Source organism: Nostoc sp. TCL240-02, from assembly GCF_013343235.1.
Classification (GTDB): Bacteria; Cyanobacteriota; Cyanobacteriia; order Cyanobacteriales; family Nostocaceae; genus Nostoc.
Genome location: NZ_CP040094.1, coordinates 3,671,132 through 3,690,654 on the forward strand (window position 1 = coordinate 3,671,132; position 19,523 = coordinate 3,690,654).

A 19,523-nucleotide genomic window follows, 5' to 3' on the forward strand; every position below is an offset into this window, starting at 1 on the left:
CCCAAGTTTTACTTCTTACTTAATTTGGGTATTTTTCACGCGATAAATTCGCTCTGGAATTCTAGAGCTTATTCGTGCCAGAAATCTCCTGCCCATAGCAGCAGGGAGTTTTGCTGTGTATTTAGTTCGCATTCTTTTTTGATTTCACTCTTACCTTAATACTTTATTAAAGCCTAAGTTATAAACCAAAAGGCTGAAGTCACCTATGAAAAATAACATTTTTAATTCAACAATCAAATTTAGATTTTGATCGTTGGATTAAAAAAAAAATATAATGTCTTTATTTTTCTATAGGAAAAGAAAATTATTTGTCTAATGTGGAGGTTATTTAAAGCTATTTATTTTTGTAATTTAATCAGCAAAACAACACTTAAGAAAGCATATGAATAGGCTTGATACGTCTCAATATTATTCAGTATTTTTACTGTTTGAAAAACATAGTGTAAAGAAGACATTAGTTGTCAGAAGTGAATATTTCAGAATTCCTAGAAGTAAATATAAATTCTTAAAAGGAGATCCAATTTGGAAAAATATTGGGAATTTGTCGTCAGTGAAAGTATATAACCAGTGTTTTAACTCAGCCTAAAAGATGATATTTAGTATTAGGCAATGATACTAGTAAATGACTCAACTTAATGTCTCTAAAATTTAAATAGGATAAAAAATCAAGCAATGAATATTTCTATTCTGGTCTTTGGAAAAAATAATTTTATCGCCACACTTCCAGATCAGATCCGTTATGCGGCTGCTTTTAGTGTAGAAGTTATAGACAATCTGAATCAAGCAGTGTCGCGGATTAAAATAGCGCCCCCCGATATAATACTTGTGCAGGCTAGCTTGGATGGCAGTATGGAACTGTGCAATTGGTTGAAAGAGCAGACAAAACTATCCTGGATATATTGTATTTTATTCGAGGATCGTTTCCAGCAGCTTGCTGATAGAAATAAGGGTTGGCACAGAGAATTAGAGATGAGTGCTGCGGTCCTAAAGCAAGGAGCCGATGCTTATATTTGGCATCTTATTAATGAAAAAACAGACCATAATTTATCAGAGTTGACTGCCAATCATGGATTAATACTTGCTCAATTGACTGTTGGTTTGCGAAAAGCACAAAAATATCGAGATTTGATTCGGACAAATGATATGTTATCAGCGATCGCTTTAGCCGATTCGTTGACAGAATTAAATAATCGTCGTGCTTTAGAATGGGATTTACCGAGGCAAATTCAAAGAGCGAGAACTCAAAAAACTTCCCTGAGTTTGATTATGCTGGATGTAGATCATTTCAAGAAAGTTAACGATACTCACGGGCATTTAGTAGGCGATCGCATTTTGCAAGTATTATGTCAGCGTCTACGACACAATCTGCGCTGTCAAGACACAGCATTTCGCTATGGTGGCGAAGAATTTGTGATTCTTCTGGCTAACACTACCGATGAGGAAGCACTATTAGTAGCCCGTCGTCTTAATCGCGTAGTTAGCGATGAACCATTTGCACTCAGTAATAAACTGACTATTAATATCACCATTAGTCTAGGTACAGCCAGTCTGCAAGCTGATGATGATGAACAAGGAGAAAGTCTATTGAATCGTGCCGATCAATGTCTCTTACAGGCTAAAAATGCTGGGCGTAATCGAGTTATTCACTCTAACTACGTATCTCATTCACATTTGAAAGTTGTTTCTTCATAATTTGTCATTCATTCTTCCCCTACTGCCCCGCTCCTAACTCAGCATGACAATCTTCTACTGAAGTGCCTTGTCGCATAGCATTAACTAAAGCTTCGTAACTAGACCAATTTTCTTGTAGTAGGGTTTTTGCTTGGAGAGCATGAAAGCGCAGTTTCTGTTGATAAACTGATTCAGAAAAGCCCAAAACTGTCAAGACTCCAATCAGTTTGCTTTTATCATCAGATCCACCCTCAGCATTATTAAAAACTAGGGTTTCAGCAGCAATCCCAGCCATCCAAACAGTACAGTAGCGGTCTAGCATTTGGGCACTGATTTTACCCATCTCTAATTGAGAAGCTAATTCGCCATCATCAAAGCTAACACCACCTTGCCCAGGTTGCCCCTGTTTCCAGGCTTCCCAAGCGCTGAGTGTGTAGCCGGTAACGGGAATCCCCAGCAAGTAAGCAACTAAAAAATGCCCTGCTTCGTGGTGGAGGATGCGATCGCGGTGTTCACTTGAAAAACCAGCAATCCAATCTAAAAAAATAGTACCACCCTTGCCTTGCAAGCTAAAACTATCTAACGTAGCTATGCCTAAGATAGCAAAGGTTGCAAGTGCCGGTACTGCTGGCGACAAATTCAAGAATGGCCCCAGCAGTACCGATAGGGTCATGAGAAAGATAGATATTGCAACTAAATTTAAGGTAGTCTGGCTCATTGAGAGTTTTCTGAGTGCAGCTTAATATTTCTTTATTATGATGCGATCGCACACCTTCTGTATCAAGTGTCTCTACAAATCCCTTGACGATGTAATTTCCCCATGAGAATTTGACTATCAGTGAAGAAATCTTACAAATATGGATATTCTGCATAACAGCAATAAGTAAGCCTGATTCATAGTAAGCGGTTTAAAACCTATAGATGTCGTTTGCAGATAGACCAAAATAAATGCTGTTAAATATTTTATGTGAAAATTTAAAATCCAGATTTTAGAGGTAAAATTACCTGTTATTGTTCTTACCTTAAATTGGCACAAAAAGTTATGAAGCCATACCTTCCTCAAAATGATCCTGACCCTACAAAACGTCAAATATTGCTAGAGAGAAATCAAGGGGAGTATGAATTTGATTACGACTTTTTAGCGCCTATGGCAATGCTAAAAAATGTACCTTCTATAGAAAACTTTTCAACTAAGTATATTGCTGAACGGACGTTAGAGACAGCAGAACTACCTATAAATATGTTAGCCGTTAAAACCCGTTCTTTATGGGACCCTTTAGATGAATTGCAAGACTATGAAGACTATTTTCCAGTTTTGCCTAAACCTAATGTCATCAAAACATACCAAACTGATGACTCTTTTTGTGAACAACGGCTTTGTGGAGCAAATCCTTTTGTTTTACATCGAATTGAGCAGATGCCAGATGGCTTCGCCTTTACAATTTTAGAACTGCAAGAAAAGTTTGGTGACTCTATCAACTTAGTAAAAAAACTTGCGAATGGAAATTTATATGTAGCTGATTACAGAGCGCTTGCATTTGTTAAAGGAGGTACTTATGAAAGAGGTAAGAAGTATTTACCAACCCCTATAGCTTTCTTTTGTTGGCGCAGTTCTGGTTTTAGCGATCGCGGTCAACTAGTACCGATTGCCATCCAAATCAACCCCATAGATGGTAAACAGAGCCAGCTAATTACACCTTTTGATGACCCTTTAACCTGGTTTCATGCCAAGCTTTGTGTTCAAATTGCTGATGCTAACCATCATGAAATGAGTAGCCATTTGTGTCGAACTCACTTTGTTATGGAACCCTTTGCTATTGTTACAGCGCGTCAATTAGCCGAGAACCATCCCCTCAACTTATTACTAAAACCTCACTTCCGTTTCATGTTGGCTAATAATGACTTGGCTCGTAAGCGCCTAATTAGTAGAGGTGGCCCTGTTGACGAATTGCTAGCCGGAACTCTGCAAGAATCATTGCAAATTGTCGTTAACGCATATACAGAATGGAGCTTAGATCAGTTTTCCTTACCTACTGAACTAAAAAATCGGGGCATGGATGATCCAGACAACTTACCTCACTATCCCTATCGAGACGATGGCTTGCTATTGTGGAATGCCATTAAAAAGTTTGTGTCTGAATACTTGCAGATATACTACAAAACTCCCCAAGACTTAACAGCAGACTTGGAATTACAAAGTTGGGCGCAGGAATTAGTTTCTCAATCAGGCGGACGAGTTAAGGGTGTTAGCAATCGCATCGACATATTAGACCAATTAGTTGATATTGCTACTGCGGTTATCTTCACTTGTGGGCCACAACACGCTGCTGTCAACTATTCACAATATGAATATATGACTTTCATGCCCAATATGCCCCTTGCTGCTTATAAACAAATGACAGCAGAAGGCACTATTCCTGACCTAAAAAGTCTATTATCATTTCTGCCACCGTCAAAGCAAACTGCTGACCAATTATCGATTTTATTTATCCTGTCGGCCTACCGTTATGACAGATTAGGGTACTATGATGATAAATTTTTAGACCCAGAGGCTCAGGATGTTTTAGCTAAATTACAGCAAGAGTTGAATGAAGCAGAGCGGGAAATTGAGTTGAATAACAAAAGTCGTTTAATAAATTACAACTATTTGAAACCGAGGCTTGTTACTAATAGTATTAGTGTGTAACTGAATATCATTGCAGTTGATTAGACATCTCCAAAAAGTTTGACAGCTTTTGGAGATGTTTTTGTTTAGTAACATGCTTGCGGTTCTGAGTTTACAAATCGGTTAAACAATAGTGTATTTATTTAAAATGACTTCTGCTCATTCTGTCTTTGCTCAAGTTACTGACGCTTTTTGTAAATACACATCTTTTAAATTTCACGTTCTTCCAGAGTTTCATTGTGAGCTTTATCTTGCTGTTCTAGGAGATTTTCATAAAGTGCGATCGCTTAATCCTTTACACGATTATCTCAAGATTCAGCAATTTGCTCAAATACTAGGTCTATAAGTTGATCTGCCAATACACGGATTCTGACATCGTGCCCACTGGCTTTTCCTATTTTTTCTAAAACTTTATGTTTTTCCACTTCAGAAATTTTAATTTTTCCATCTAAAGTGTCCTGAGATTTATATAGCCCATCTAAACATTTTTCGATGACTCTATTTATTTGACTAAGAGAGTGCTTACTTTTTACTATTCCACCATCAAACATCAATAAGATTGCGTATATTAAAATAGCATGTGGGTAGTATTAGTCTTAAAGCTAAATAATGCGTATTTGTAGCCTTGAAATCAAAAATTTTCGTGCGATTACTGGTCTTAAGCTTACAGACTTGAGCGAGGTTGTTGTTATTGCTGGGCCAAACGGTTGTGGGAAGTCATGCGTTTTGGATGCAATCCGACTGTTAAAGTCATTCTATGGAGGTTATCAGCAGAATGAGTTGCAGCAGTGGTTCAATGAATTCCAAATTAATCGCAGTAGAAAAGAGGATATGTTATCTCTATTTCAAGATAAGAATCAGCCACTAGAAGTAGTTGTAGAAATTTTGTTATCTCCTCAAGAAAAGAACTACCTTTTAAATGAGGCAAATAAGCTACTACAAAATCAAATTTGGCAGGGGGTCTCACTTCAACATGGGAAGGGGGGATTCACTAATGCAGAATCCCTGGCAATGGAGCAACGCATATACACGCCTATTGTAGAACAGCATACCAGAGAGACAGTTTCATCTCTGATTAATAATTTAAACCAGACTTCTCACATTGGTCGTATCAAAATACAGCCTGATAGTACTATAGACATAGCACCATCACAAATTCTTGAGCTTGTATTCGGCAATTATAAGCCCCAGCACATTGGTATTATTGATTATCATGGAGCTAGTCGAAATTACGCCCGTGAAAAAATTAACGCAATTAACCTCAGTCTTGAATCGAATGAACAGCAATTGCGGCAACATACACTCTACAACTACACAAACAAATATTTAAACTTGAAGGCAGAAATGGCTTCAGGCTATATTCGTCAACTTCTTGCGAAAGAGATTAGCACAACAGGTGGCGAAATTGACACGCTAACTAATACATTAAAAGAACTGTTTGCAACTTTTTTCCCTGGTAAAGAGTTTTTAGGAGCGCAACCGCAGGCTGATGGACAGCTTCTATTTCCTGTGCGAACGACCTCTGGTGCCATACATGATATATATCAATGAGCTAAGTTCTGGTGAGAAGGAAGTTCTCTACGGCTATCTGCGTTTACGGAACACAGCTCCTCGAAATTCTGTACTTCTAATGGACGAACCGGAACTTCACCTAAATCCACGCCTGATAAGTGGCCTAGCATCTTTTTATCACAAGAATCTTGGAAAGCCATTAGGAAATCAGTTATAGCGGTTATCAGTCTACTTCAGTACAGTAGGAGAGAGCAATTCTACTGATAATTGGTGGTGATGAAAGCCTACTCTCTCGACTTGCGTCAAAAAATAGTTGATGCTTATGCCTGCGGTGACATTTCCCAACGAAAACTGGCTAAAAACTTTGGTGTCACCTTAAGTTTTGTGCAAAATTTACTCAAACGCCATCGAGAATTGGGGATGATAGGCCCCAAGGTGCGGACTGAGCAGACAGCAACAAAGTTGAATGCTGAACAGTTAGAAATCCTGCGCCAACTCGTCATAGCACAGCCCGATGCGACGTTAAGCGAATTGCGGGAACGACTTTACGAGAAAACAGAGGTCTTAATTGGGGTAGCTACGGTGAATCGGATGGTTCGCTGGAAACTTCACCTCAACCTCAAAAAAAAAGTCTCCACCTCACAAAAAAGGTAGTGATGAAGTCCAACTAGCCCGATTTGAGTACTGGAAACTCTTGAGGGGGATACCCGTCGAAGAGCTGATTTTCTTAGATGAATCGGGAGTTAATCTGTCCTTCATCCGCAAATGTGCCCGCGCCTTGCCTGGCCTTTCAGCCTATGCTCAAAAGCCCAACCGCAAAGGGAAAAATGTCTCGGTAATTGGTGCAATTAGCTTGAAAGGACTGCTCACCCAATGGAGTGGCTTAGGTTCTATCGATGCTTTGACTTTTGATGCCTTCATCGCCCAAAAGCTCGTACCCAAACTTTGGCCTGGTGCAGTGGTGATCATGGATAACTGCTCAATCCATAAAAGTGATGAACTTGAAGCTTTGCTCATCGCTGCTGGCGCTCATCTCATTTATCTCCCCCCTATTCTCCCGATTTTTCACCGATTGAGAATTGTTGGTCCAAGATTAAGAACATTCTCCGTCGCATCGGTGCAAGGACATACCCTGATTTACTCCAGGCATTAGATACGGCATTCGCAGAAGTGACAATAGAGAATTTGCTGGGTTGGTTTACTCACTGCTGCTACTGTACCTCACAAGACTGATAACCGCTATATCCCTCTTCTGTCACTTTCCGAGTATTCTGAATAAAAGGATTAAAAGAAAAAACTCTCTTCAGGTAAGCAGGGCAATGGATGTAGAATTACAAATCCTAAAACATTTGGCAAGAGATGCCCAGCCAACAGTTGCGATCATAGATGAATATTGTGCAGAGTATAAAGACCTGTTCAAAGAAGTAAGAAATTATGAATGCTTCAAATATTTACATTTAGGGATAATTGCACCAATAAAAAGAAAATCATTACCAGAAATAGCCAAAGTAGTAAGTATAAACTCGGCACAGTCATTACATCATTTCATAGCCTATTCAGATTGGTCAGCAAATAAATTAAAGAGCCGAAGATTAGATAAATTAAAGAAAGCATTAAATAGTCAGGCGATAACCGTAGTAATAGATGAAACTGGAGATAGGAAAAAAGGTAAAAAGACAGATTATGTTGCAAGACAATATCTAGGGAGTGTAGGAAAAATAGATAATGGAATAGTATCAGTCAATGCTTATGGAGTTTATGAAAATGTAACATTTCCATTAAGTTTCAAAGTATTTAAACCGAAAGGGACGCTCAAATCAGGAGATAAATATAAAACCAAAATAGAGTTAGCGTCAGAAATTATTACAGAATTAATAAATGAGGGGTTTAATATTGAATTAGTATTAGCCGATAGTTTATATGGTGAAAGTAGCAAATTCATCAAAAAGCTCAATGAATATGAATTAGCTTATGTTGTAGCAATTAGAAGTAATCACGGAGTCTGGCTACCAGCTAATCAGAGCGTTAGAGCTAACAAGTGGTGCAAATTTGAGAGAACATTTAGTAATAAAAAATCCGAAATCAGATATATCCGAGAAATAATTTATGGTAAAAAAAGAGCCATAACTTACTGGGAAATAACTACTGATCCAGAAACAATGCCGGATAATTCCACTTCATTTGTCATGACGAATCTTCAAGGAAATCTCAAAAAAACTTTAGGCGATTTATATGGATTAAGAACCTGGGTAGAATATGGGTTTCGACAATGTAAACAGGAACTCGGCTGGACAGATTATCGCTTGACAAATTTTCAACATATAGAGAGATGGTGGGAAATTATTTTTTGTGTTTACACAATGATTAGTCTAAATTCCCCAGCCTTTTTAGCCTTAAATCAATCTCTTCAAATTGAAACTGAGGTGATAGGTACTAGTTATGTTAATTGTGTAGATTTTTCTCATCATCAACAATGGAATCATAATTCTGGATGGAAGAATACTCTTAATAATCTTCGTTTAATTGTCCAACCTCTTTTACTATTTTGGCTGATTTATCCCTGGTTAGATATTTTTCCAAATTCTCATTTATTGCTAGGATTTAATCATTTAATTTGTGCCATGAACCAATTTAAACCCTTTTTTGCTTCTGGATGATTTCACTTATTTACTACTTGCTTATCTCGGAGAGTGACAGAAGAGGGATATGGTTAGTTACGCATTCTGACACTCTTATCAGAGAAGCAGTTGAGCGTGATGACTTCCGAGTATTTCATATCCAGCCATCTAGCAATTTTGATAGTAAAAATCAGGCTACAGTAGTTAAAGCAAATGAGGATGTTGAGCGAATAATTATAGACCTCGTTGGAGACCTTGCAGCTTACCGCCCAGGTGCCAAAATTGTAATTTTTGAAGGCGGGGGTAATACTGAGTTTGACCGTTGGATGGTTAGTCAGCTCTTCCCAAAATTTTCAGATACAGTCAACTTTATATCAGGTGGTAACAAAAGGCGAGTTGCAGACCTTTACGAAGTACTGGAGAATGCGCGGCGTTATATCCCTGCAAAGTTTTACGCTGTAACTGACCGCGATACAGATGATTCAGATGTGCTTGGAAATTCTAATCGTATGAGTTGGGATGTTTATCATATTGAGAACTATCTCCTCGAACCACATTTCATTTTCCAAGCTCTTCGGGATATAAATGCCTTACGTAAAGAAGTTGCGACGGAGGAAGATATTGATAAACAGCTTAGAGAGTTCGCTTCTAAGATAATTACTAATGTGGTTAGACATCAGTTGCTTAAGCACGCAGATCGCCAACTTAAAAGCAAACTTGATCTTGGTTTTGATCGAAGTATCCAATCTGTAGGATCTGAACTTGCAAAAGCAGTTGCTCGATGCCATGATCGCATTGAAAAATTGACTTTAAATGAGCTTTCTGAAAAACATCTCACTGACCTTGAAAAACAATATCGCTTAGAAGCAACTACATCTCTTGGAAATGGCACTTGGCGTAGAATTTTTCCTGGGCGCGACATTATAAACCTCTTTGTAGAAAGATTTTGGCGAGGTATTCCTTATGAAAGGTTTCGAGATTTAATCTTAGCTCGTATGCGTGATAAGAATTTTCAGCCAGCAGGTATGAAGCAAATTGTTGATCGGATAATTGCCGATCATTAACAATGAAGGCGCTTTCTAACTTAAAACTGACTGTTTAGATTCCTTTGGATATAAAATCACTCAAACACTACTGTTCTATTACCATATACTAATACACGATTTTGTAAGTGCGATCGCACCGCTCTTGCTAATACAACTCGCTCTAAATCTTTGCCTTTTCTCACCAAATCATCAACTTCATCACGGTGACTAACTCGTACCACATCCTGTTCAATAATTGGCCCTGCGTCTAAATCAGCAGTAGCATAATGCGCCGTCGCACCAATAATTTTTACCCCACGTTCAAAAGCTCGATGATAGGGATTTGCGCCAATAAAAGCTGGTAAAAATGAGTGATGAATATTAATAATTTGTGGAAATTGACTAATAAAATCTGCACTAACAATCTGCATATATTTTGCCAATACAACTAAATCTATTTTGTACTGGCGGAGTAATTCTAGTTGTTGGGCTTCTTGCTCCGATTTATTATCTTTAGTGATGGGAACGTGCTGAAAGTCGATATTAAATTGTTCTGCAACTACCTTTAAATTAGCATGATTACTAATAATTAAAGGAATTTCAGCCACAAATTCTTTAGCGCGTTGTCGCCAAATTAAATCAAATAGACAATGGTCTTGCCGACTTACCCAAATAGCAATGCGTGGTACTGTATCAGAAAAACGTATTTCCCACTTTGCACTAAGAGGTTGGGCAATGGAATTAAAAGCCGGCGCAATAAACTCACGCGGTAAATTAAATCCCTCTAACTGCCATTCAATGCGGGTGAGAAATAACCCAGCAGCAAAGTCTGTATGCTGATCTGCATGAATAATATTACCACCGTTAGAATAGATGAAATTGGCAAATTTCGCCACCAGTCCCCGTTGATCTGGGCAGGAAATCAGCAATGTTGCTGTCGGATTTGTCATAAAATCGCCAGATTTTTTAATTAGTTATTTGCTGTTTGTCGGGCTAGGTTTAGGGATGGTGAGCGGAGGTAGTTTCTGACTATTATCTACCGGTTGCTGCCACTCTGACAGATCCCGATTCACGGCATTTGCAAAATCTGTAGATACCAGCAGCACATTTATATTTCCATCGGGTTTAGCAGGCGGGTCAGCTTGAGCATACAAGAAATGCCCGTTAAAGTTAGATTTACCCAAAATCAACTGATGGCTTTGTCGATTTTTTAGGGTGATATTGATGGTTGCTGGGGGTTCATCTAAAGCAAATTGCCTAAGCTCTTTTGGTGGAGTTGACAAGGTGCGATCGCTCTTACCTTTGACTAGCAAATCCATCAAATAAGAAACAATGGCATCATTGGCTGGGCCCGATATGGGAGATTTGATTACCCACTTGGGGTTACTAGATTCAGGGTTACGTTCTAGATTCAGGGAGAGTTTCTTTGTCTTGACTGTTAGAGATTGCACATCATCTGCGGCAAAAGAGAAAATTTTCTGCTTTTGCTCCTTGGTTTCTTCTCGCACAGCCGCACCCCGAATCTCAGAGAAGTAAACAAAACCACCTAAACCCAGCGCTAGCAGTATCAAAATTAAAGTCGTTCTCGGCAATTTCATTTTTTAGTCATTTGTCATTTGTTATTGGTGAAGAGTTAGTGTTTATCACTTATAACTCTTGTACAGACGCGATTAATCGCGTCTATCGTCGTTTCCACCAGATAATAACTGCGATCGCAAACCCAATTAAAGGCAAAATCAATAGAGATGACAATATTAAAAGATTGCCTTGTGTGGTTGTCAGGGTTATCCGACGATTTTTTGGTTCTTTGGGGCGAATGGAAAGGGGTTGTTGATCCTGTTGACTCAGCCAAGTAACTGAGTTGAGGAATACATCTCCATTTAATTGCTGTTGAAACAAGCCATCGGTGGCGAAATTGGAATTTCCTAAAACTACTAAGCGTGATTCGGTAGCTGTTTGAGATGAAAGAGTTGGAGAAGCAGTAGCCGCAGATGTGGGAGTGGGGGTAGCTTTACCTTGGGTGGTTGGTGATGGCAAAGGTGAAGCTTGTGGAGTGCTGCGAGAGGTGGAAGGGGTGGGGCTAACTTTGCCTTGAGTGGTTGGTGATGGTAGTGGCGAAGGTGTCGTTGCAGGTTGGGGAGTTGAAGCAGATTTAGCTACTTGTTTTCTGGTTAAAGCAACGCCCAAAATTAAAGGCCCTTTCAGGTCTTTACCTTCATTAAATTCCAATTTTTCGCTTTGGAGGTCGCTTTCTGCCCAGCTTTTGGGATAGGGTTTAGTTCGTAGCAATGGAGTAGCCTGAACACCAGGCACAGAGGTAATTTCCAGTGGTCGGGAAATCGGATAAAAAGAATTACCGTTACCGAAATCTTTGGTAATTGGATGTTGTCCGTATTCTGTTACTAAGGGTGCAGCAGGGCCAAGTCCCACGACGCTTTCGCCAGAGACATCAACTGCTAAACGATTATCCAGACGAATACCCCACTCTTGTAACAAGCTGTTAAGTTTGGGATCGGTATTAGGATCAATCATTAGCAGTAAGTTACCGCCGCGATTAAGATACTCTTGCAAAGCTTTGACTTCGCCTTCAAATAGTCCTCGCTTGGGACCAGCTACTATCACTACAGACGCATCTTGAGGAACTTTAGAAGTTTCTCCTAAATTCAGTGGTGATGTTGTGAAATTTTTGTCGCCTAATCCCTGAACAGCTTGTGATATTGCATCTTTACCGGGGGAAAGTTGGCGTTCGCCATGACCTTGGAGTAAGTAAACTTTGGCTGTGGTTGAATTTGTTAGTTGTTGCAGCCGACTAGTTAATCTAATTTCTGATAATCGCTCATTTTGATTTACTGTTTGTACTAATTGCCGTTTATCTCCAGATTCTAAATAAACTTCCCCATAATCTTTAACGCCAAACTTTTCTGCAAGTCCTGGTCTAGCTTGGGGGTCGATGTATTCATATTTAAATTTTGAGCTTTGCCGTTGATAATTTTCTAATAATTCTCGGTCTTGAGGATTTTGGTTAATATCAAATACCCACACCTTAACTGGTTGTGGTAAAACACTCACTAATTGACGTGACTGGGGCGCAAGGGTAAATAATTGACTTTCTGTTAAGTCTGCCCGCGAGTGGTAGCGAGTACCTAAAAAGTTAATCAATCCCAAAATTGCCAATACTGCTAGAGTTGCTACTAAGGCACTAGTCCCGGCTTGGGTAGAACGACGTTTCCACCAGTTAGTCTCATAGCTTTGCCATATTATTCCAAACCCACTGATTACAATTCCCGCAATCATAAATGCTAATGGAATTAGTCCCCACTGTTCAGAGACTAACCCAACTGTTAAGCCTACAGCAATTAGGAACGGGCCCAACCAAAACAAATATTTCCACAGTTTCTTTTTTGCAACTATCTTCATAATTTGTCAAATGACTATTGCCTTTGAAAGCGCAGTGCATCAATTGATTGGGCGGTGAGAAAGATGCCCAAAAAAATGTAACTGGCGAATAAAATTAAGGCACTGGTATCAAAAATGCCTTGAATTAAGGTGTTGTAATGTTTCAGCAACGACAGATAACCTAAAGCTTCGCCCACTGGTCCAGGGACAATTTTGGCGATTAAATCAATCAATAACAATAATAAAATTACTGCAAATGTGAATACGGCAGACAGAATTGTACTGTCTGTTAAGGAGGAAATAAACATTCCTACAGATAAAATTGCTGCTGCTAGTAAGATTAATCCAAAATGACCCAGCAAGGGAATTGAGAATCCCATTGGTGGATTCGATCCACTGATCGCGATCGCTTCCAACACTAGCATGGGTACAACCATCGTGGTAAAAAATGTTAGCACACCTAATAACTTACCTACTGCTACCGCCCAATTGGTGATTGGTGACGTGGCTAATAGTTCTAAAGTGCCCCGCTTGCGTTCTTCGGCATAGAGTCCCATCGAGAGAATCGGCAAGATAAACAACAATAGCCACCCCATACGATCCAAAAATGCTCGGACAAATTCGTAGGGGACATCTATCGGCGGTGTTGGCACTCCGAGTTGTTGCCCTTGTGCATCTATGGCCGCGACTCCTAGCAAAATGCCATCAGGCCCTAGCAAAATCATCACGAAAAATAACCCGGCAATGAACCAAAATATGCCTGCGATCGCATAAGCCAAAGGTGATACAAAATAACTCTGTAACTCTCGGCGATAAATGGCAATAATATTACTCAGAACTACACCCATTTACGCTGCCTCTCCTTCTCTGTCTGCTGCTAAGTCTACCTCAGTCTCAAAATTTTTTTCTTCTGTGGTTAGTTGCAAGAATACATCTTCTAAGGTAGCGTTGACTCGCCGCAGTTCATGTAAACCAAAGCCTGCACGCACTAATGTGGCAACAATATCCTTTCCTGGTTCTTTTCCCGGTTGCGATATCACCCGCAGGTAAGCGCGATTTGTCTGCGGTTGATGTCCATGCATTCCGGCGGTCGGAATTGATTCTATCAGACTCACACCCGCGACATTTTGCAATACCTGTTTCGCTAGGGCAGCTTCTCCTTCTATTTCCAATTCATACCCGGAACCGCCTGTCAACTGAGTCATCAGGTTTTCTGGTGTATTAGTTGCCACAACTTTGCCGCGATTAATAATAGCGACACGGCTACAAGTCATGCTTACTTCTGGCAGAATATGTGTGGAAAGAATAATTGTGTGAGTCCCAGCAAGGCTTTTGATTAAATTCCGCACCTCAATTATTTGTCGAGGATCGAGTCCAACGGTGGGTTCATCGAGAATGATCGCTGGTGGATCGTGAACGATCGCTTGAGCAATTCCCACACGTTGACGGTATCCTTTAGAGAGTTTGCGAATAATTACCCGCCTCTTATCTTCTAAGTTGCAGCGTTTAATGGCGGCTGTTACCTTGTTGGCGCGATCGCCTGCTGGTACTCCCTTAATTTGGGCAACAAAATGCAAAAATCCCTCCACTGTCATATCTGGATATAACGGCGGTGTTTCGGGTAAATAACCAATCCGTTGGCGCACAGCCAGGGAATTTTCATGGACATCATAACCAGCAATGCGGGCATTACCATTTGTTGCCGGTAAATAACCCGCCAGAATCCTCATGGTTGTAGTTTTACCAGCACCATTGGGGCCCAGAAGACCTAAAATCTCCCCAGGTTCGACGCTAAAAGTAACATCAGTAATCGCTGGGGTGGAACCGTATATTTTACTCAGATGTTCAACTTCGATCATAAAATCTCTCAATTCTTTCAGCCTTTACTCCCTTAGAAATGCTCAAATACCTTGGTTTCTGTATTTGAACACAAATTATTAGCATAATTGCGTACTCAGCAATTATGTTCAACTCTGGGAGCGAGAATCTACCTCTATTATGTCTAAACTAAATAACTCGCACCTGCCTAAAGGCTGAAGTGGGAGCTTTCGGAAGTCCGTCTCTTTTGGATAATCATTATCATGAAAATTATTGTTAAAAATAATTCTGAAGACACATACTTTATACTCAGGGTTAAGCTAAATTTAATCTATTGTTAACCTATTCACTTGATCTAGCTATTGGGTAATCAGGTAAATGACTAAAAATATTAGTAATTGTGAAAAATTAAATATTGTCCCTAAAGTATCTCCTAATTTAATCTCTACAGAACAAAGCAACTAAGATGTCACAGTCAACGAAGTTACAGCCTCCAGGTGGGTTGCAAATAGTTCATGTCACTACCGGACGCGTGCGACTCCGTAGCACTGACAGTAGTTTGAACTCGATATTAGACAGCATAGCCCAAGATTTACGCTCCTTAGAGGGAGTGCGGGAAGTTACTGTGAATGAGCAAACGGGCAGTTTGGTAGTTAATTTTGATGAAGATAAGCTGTCATTACCGCAAATTTTAGCGTTAAGATCCGATATTGAGATCCAACAGCCGCAAGCTTCATCTGATTCATCTAGCAAGACCGATCCCTTTGCAGCTTGGAAATCACCTTCATTTTGGAAAGAGCAGGGTATTTCCTTAATTCCGATGATGACAGGCTTGGCGGTAACAGGAGGGTTAGGAATTCATGGCTGGGTATCGATTCCAGTTTATGTGATTGCGGCGGATGCAACCCGTGGTGTAATTGGTTATCTTGGCTCTCAAGTTCCGACATTAGAAAAAAACGACGGTAATAATACCAGTTCTGCGATATCGCAATTATCAAAAGAGGAACGCCAATCTAGTACCCAACAAGAAAAATTAACAAATAATCTTGAGAAAACTAGCAAAGTGGCAGCACCTGCAAAGATTGACTACAGCGTCATCCATGCAATTAATGGACGTATTCGCTTCCAGATACCAAAAATCGCTCAAGATCGAGCTTATGGGCGGCGACTTGAGAGAATAGTGAAAACCGATGCTGAAGTTACAAGTGTGCGGATGAATTTTGATGCGGCATCGATCGCGATCGCTTATCAGTCTCGTGAAATTCCATTATCTCATTGGGTGAGTCTGATGGAATTAGCGTTGGAGATGAACCCACCAACGCAGCCAATTACAACGGCTAACCAGACTCTACAAGAAGTAAATCAGACCAATCAAATTACAGACGCAACAACGGCAAATCATACTACTCCCGTTACTCAGACTCCTGAAGTTATCAACTCAACAACTTCAGAGTTATCGAGTCTGTGGACTAACTTAAAACCGCCTGCCATGTCTTTGTCATTAGGTGTTATGGCGAACTTACCCTTGCAAACCTAAATATACAGTTTCAAATTGCGGAATACTGGAGGGGAATTATGGCTGTTTTAAATTTAGAATCGGTAGCAGATTTAGACAAAAAACCAGAGCTAACAGTCACAGACAAGATTAATTACCCAGTAACGCCGCCTTCAAGGGTAGTATATAGCATTATTTGTGCATTTCCTGGACAAGTGGGATTTTGCATCCCTCAGATTAGCGAAGATCCAAAATATGTGGAACGTCTTGTTGCCTTGATTGCTAATGAGCCTTTGGTAATAGATCGGCAAGTCAATAATACTATGGTAGGGTCAATTGCCATTACCTATAAATCTGATGTCATGTCAGATGTTGATATGCGATCGCACTTGGCTAATTTGATTGAGTTGGCTGGTAATCCAGAAGTGGTACTAGCAACTGCAAATCAGTTGAAACCATACTCAGCGTTAGTGGCAAGAGAAGACAGGCAGGATAGAAAGCCAGCAATGCAACCACAGAAGCCGAAATCAGCAACATTCTCTTTATCTTCTGCGGATACATCAGTCTCTAAGACTAAAAGCAATTCGGTATCTTCGGCTCATTTTGTAACTCAACAAGCAAGAAAGCCTGCAAAAGTAACTTATAGCATTGCTCATGCCATTCCCGGAAGAGTGCGGTTTCGTGTACCGCGAATTGCCTGCGATCCCAAATATGCCCAACGGTTAGAGGCATTACTCAAATCAGATTCTACAGTTACCAGTGAGCGAGTTAATAGCGCTGCTAAATCAGTTGTCATTACCTATAAAACTGGAATGATGCGGGATTCTCAGAAGCAAGTGCAAAGCTTTTTGTCAGCAGCAATATCTCATCTAGCCAATCTAATTGAATCTGCCAATGATCCCGCCACAGCGATAAGTTAGCTAAGAAATCTAGCAAATGATAAATAACCAAACTGTTGATAGCTAATCAATCTCGCAGGATTGGTGGCTAATTTGCTCTCTATACCCCAGCAAAGAGCCTGATTTTTATCGAAGTGTAACAATTTTGGATTAAACAAAAGTAATGGCAAAAGTAGCACTGCAACTCCCATCACCTCCAAAATCTCAATTCACTGTGTTGGAAGGAAATGGAAAAGCTTCTTTAACTGACACTAATGGACATTCTCGAAGAGAGTTCCCTAACGTTACCTACAGCATTGTTCATACAACTCCGGGAAGACTGCGGTTTCGCCTACCTCGTTTACGCTGTGATGCAGATTATGCCAAGCGTCTCGAAGTATTGTTAACAGCAGATGCGCTGGTAAAGAATGTCCGTGTCAAGCCTGCGGCAATGTCGGTTGCAGTTACTTATAAATCTGATAAAGTTTCCGATGCGAAGATGCGATCGCACCTTCACGATTTGATTCAGGCTGCAAGTGTTGTAGTCGTTCTCAAAAACTCTGCATCATTATCGGAAACCAAAAAAGAGAACTCTTGGCCAGGTTTACAACTCTCGGCTGTTGCGACTACTTTAGCAGTGCTGGGAGGCCCGCTAGGATTACCGATCCCGCCTTTGATAGTAGTGCTTCCAATCGCTCTAGCTACACTACCCGTTATGCAACGAGCCTGGGAAGGTATTAGGGGAGAGCAAAAATTGAATATTGACTTTTTGGATTTAATGGCGATCGCGATTACTACCTTCCAAGGGCAATTTCTCACACCATCGCTGATGCTGGGTTTAATTGAAGTGGGCGAAAATATCCGCGATCGCACGGCTCGTTCTTCTGCTCAACAAACTCTAGATTTACTTAGTTCTTTAGGGCAATTTGTCTGGGTGGAACGCAATGGCGAAAAGCAACAAATTCCCATTCAAGATGTGCAGCGTGGCGATACAGTAATTGTTTATCCTGGCGAACAAGTGCCGGTTGATGGTCGCATTTTGCGAGGTAAAGCCCTGCTAGATGAGCAAAAACTAACTGGCGAGTCGATGCCAGTTTTGAAGAAAAAGGGACAACCGGTTTTTGCTTCAACGTTGGTAAGGGAAGGACGAATTTATATTCTTGCAGAATGGATAGGCAATGATACCCGCGCCGGACAGAGCATTAAGTTAATGCAAGAAGCGCCTGTCCACGATACGCGGATGGAGAATTATGCCACGAAATTTGCTCAAAAAGCTGTTATGCCAACTTTGTTACTTGCTGGGGCAGTATTTGCCGCAACCCGTAACCCCTCACGGACAGCCAGCGTTTTAACTCTAGACTTTGCTACAGGTATTCGAGTATCAGTCCCGACAACAGTTTTAGCAGCATTAACTTATGCAGCGCGGCGGGGAATTCTCATCCGTAGCGGACGGGCGTTAGAACAACTAGCAGAAGTTGATACTATAGTTTTTGATAAGACGGGGACACTGACTAAAGGAGAAGTCGATGTAGTCAGTGTGGAAAGTCTCAATCCAGCAACCTCAAGATTGCGGGTGTTGGAATTGGCAGCTGCCGCCGAACAGCGTTTAACTCATCCAGTAGCAGAGGCAATTGTTCGCTATGCCGAAGCAGAGCAAGTGGAAATTTTGCTGCGTAGCAAGTGGGATTATCAACTAGGTTTGGGTGTCCAAGCTCAGATTGATGGAGAGACAGTTTATGTTGGGAGCGATCGCTTTTTGCGCTCCAGTAGCATTGATACCGCAGCGTTAAATGGTCAACAAAAATCTGCAAATTCAGCGATTTATGTAGCCAGCAACGGGCAACTTCAAGGTATTATTAAATATAGTGATGTTCTCCGTCCCGAAAGCCGGGAAGTCATCACAGCACTTTCGACGGTCGAAGGTGTAGAGATTCACATGTTAACCGGCGATAATAAGCGAACTGCTACTGCTGTTGCTGCTCAACTTGGTATTTTGCCAACGCATACTCACGCCGAAGCTTTTCCGGAACAAAAGGCAACAGTTGTCCGCCAACTACACGAACAAGGTAAAACAGTTGCATTTGTAGGCGATGGGATCAACGATTCGCCAGCTTTAGCCTACGCTGATGTTTCCGTATCCTTTGCCAACAGTTCTGAGATTGCCCGCGAGACAGCAGACTTAGTGTTGATGCAGAATGACTTGTATGGTTTATTAGAAGCAATCGCGATCGCTCGTCAAGCCAAGCAATTGATTCGGCAAAACACAGGACTTGTTGCTGTTCCTAATTTAGCAGCATTAGCGATCGCCGTTTTCTTTGGTCTTAACCCCTTAGCTGCAACAGTAGTCAACAATGGCTCAACCGTAGTTGCCGGAGTCAACGGTTTGCGTCCAATTCTTAAAAGTTCTCGACATAAAACTCTACCAGCGGCAAGATGATCCAACTA

17 protein-coding genes and 1 pseudogene are annotated in these 19,523 nt (G+C 40.6%); 11 read left to right on the top strand and 7 right to left on the bottom strand.

The features are described from left to right. Positions 1-672: 672 nt before the first annotated feature. Positions 673-1,692, top strand: a complete 1,020-nt coding sequence (locus FBB35_RS15785; RefSeq protein WP_174710441.1) for a diguanylate cyclase — start codon at positions 673-675, stop codon at positions 1,690-1,692. 19 nt (positions 1,693-1,711) lie between these two features. Here FBB35_RS15785 and FBB35_RS15790 read toward each other — a convergent pair whose 3' ends face one another. Further along, entirely contained in the window at positions 1,712-2,389 is a 678-nt protein-coding gene (locus FBB35_RS15790) for an ATP-dependent Zn protease (protein WP_174710442.1), read from the bottom strand. Between the two features lie 324 nt (positions 2,390-2,713). Here FBB35_RS15790 and FBB35_RS15795 point away from each other — a divergent pair, with 324 nt between their 5' ends. Next, complete coding sequence (locus tag FBB35_RS15795) at positions 2,714-4,357, top strand: lipoxygenase family protein (protein ID WP_174710443.1); 1,644 nt, start codon at positions 2,714-2,716, stop codon at positions 4,355-4,357. 287 nt (positions 4,358-4,644) lie between these two features. On the opposite strand, the gene FBB35_RS15800 is transcribed toward FBB35_RS15795, so the two are convergent. After that, the gene (locus FBB35_RS15800) at positions 4,645-4,887 is read right to left on the bottom strand and encodes a hypothetical protein (RefSeq protein WP_174710444.1); all 243 of its coding nucleotides are present in this window, start codon (positions 4,885-4,887) and stop codon (positions 4,645-4,647) included. 58 nt (positions 4,888-4,945) lie between these two features. Between FBB35_RS15800 and FBB35_RS15805 the strand changes: the two genes are divergently transcribed. From FBB35_RS15805 to FBB35_RS15825, 6 genes and pseudogenes are all read left to right on the top strand, one after another. After that, positions 4,946-5,887 carry an AAA family ATPase gene (locus FBB35_RS15805; protein WP_174710445.1) on the top strand — a complete coding sequence of 314 codons (942 nt, stop codon included), beginning with the start codon at positions 4,946-4,948 and terminating at the stop codon, positions 5,885-5,887. After that, the gene (locus FBB35_RS35795) at positions 5,871-6,065 is read left to right on the top strand and encodes an AAA family ATPase (RefSeq protein ID WP_368041847.1); all 195 of its coding nucleotides are present in this window, start codon (positions 5,871-5,873) and stop codon (positions 6,063-6,065) included. Before FBB35_RS15805 ends, FBB35_RS35795 begins: the two co-directional genes overlap by 17 nt. A 59-nt stretch (positions 6,066-6,124) precedes the next feature. Further along, complete coding sequence (locus tag FBB35_RS34745) at positions 6,125-6,502, top strand: transposase (RefSeq protein ID WP_254625605.1); 378 nt, start codon at positions 6,125-6,127, stop codon at positions 6,500-6,502. Between the two features lie 124 nt (positions 6,503-6,626). Next, positions 6,627-7,081 (top strand): annotated as a pseudogene (locus tag FBB35_RS34750) (transposase). An 86-nt stretch (positions 7,082-7,167) separates the two neighbouring features. Further along, on the top strand, positions 7,168-8,505 hold the full coding sequence (locus FBB35_RS15820; protein ID WP_174708167.1) for an IS701 family transposase: 1,338 nt from the start codon (positions 7,168-7,170) through the stop codon (positions 8,503-8,505). Continuing rightward, entirely contained in the window at positions 8,502-9,530 is a 1,029-nt protein-coding gene (locus FBB35_RS15825) for a DUF4435 domain-containing protein (RefSeq protein WP_174710447.1), read from the top strand. The genes FBB35_RS15820 and FBB35_RS15825 overlap by 4 nt, the downstream gene beginning before the upstream one ends. Before the next feature lie 56 nt (positions 9,531-9,586). Here the strand turns inward: FBB35_RS15825 and purU are convergent, their stop codons facing one another. From purU to FBB35_RS15850, 5 genes are all read right to left on the bottom strand, one after another. Next, positions 9,587-10,441: a formyltetrahydrofolate deformylase gene (gene purU / locus FBB35_RS15830; protein WP_174710448.1), complete on the bottom strand. Its 855-nt coding sequence runs from the start codon at positions 10,439-10,441 to the stop codon at positions 9,587-9,589. A gap of 24 nt (positions 10,442-10,465) precedes the next feature. Beyond that, positions 10,466-11,089, bottom strand: a complete 624-nt coding sequence (locus FBB35_RS15835; RefSeq protein ID WP_174710449.1) for a DUF4340 domain-containing protein — start codon at positions 11,087-11,089, stop codon at positions 10,466-10,468. An 82-nt stretch (positions 11,090-11,171) separates the two neighbouring features. Then, positions 11,172-12,908, bottom strand: a complete 1,737-nt coding sequence (locus FBB35_RS15840) for a Gldg family protein (RefSeq protein WP_174710450.1) — start codon at positions 12,906-12,908, stop codon at positions 11,172-11,174. Positions 12,909-12,922: 14 nt separating this feature from the next. After that, positions 12,923-13,735, bottom strand: a complete 813-nt coding sequence (locus FBB35_RS15845) for an ABC transporter permease (RefSeq protein WP_174710451.1) — start codon at positions 13,733-13,735, stop codon at positions 12,923-12,925. After that, on the bottom strand, positions 13,736-14,746 hold the full coding sequence (locus FBB35_RS15850) for an ABC transporter ATP-binding protein (protein ID WP_174710452.1): 1,011 nt from the start codon (positions 14,744-14,746) through the stop codon (positions 13,736-13,738). It abuts the gene before it with no gap. A 425-nt stretch (positions 14,747-15,171) separates the two neighbouring features. Here FBB35_RS15850 and FBB35_RS15855 point away from each other — a divergent pair, with 425 nt between their 5' ends. The 3 genes from FBB35_RS15855 (at position 15,172) to FBB35_RS15865 (ending at position 19,515) form a co-directional block, all read left to right on the top strand. Continuing rightward, the gene (locus FBB35_RS15855) at positions 15,172-16,242 is read left to right on the top strand and encodes an HMA2 domain-containing protein (protein ID WP_174710453.1); all 1,071 of its coding nucleotides are present in this window, start codon (positions 15,172-15,174) and stop codon (positions 16,240-16,242) included. Between the two features lie 38 nt (positions 16,243-16,280). Beyond that, positions 16,281-17,120: an HMA2 domain-containing protein gene (locus FBB35_RS15860; RefSeq protein WP_174710454.1), complete on the top strand. Its 840-nt coding sequence runs from the start codon at positions 16,281-16,283 to the stop codon at positions 17,118-17,120. 142 nt (positions 17,121-17,262) lie between these two features. Then, the gene (locus tag FBB35_RS15865; protein WP_174710455.1) at positions 17,263-19,515 is read left to right on the top strand and encodes a heavy metal translocating P-type ATPase; all 2,253 of its coding nucleotides are present in this window, start codon (positions 17,263-17,265) and stop codon (positions 19,513-19,515) included. Positions 19,516-19,523: the final 8 nt, after the last annotated feature.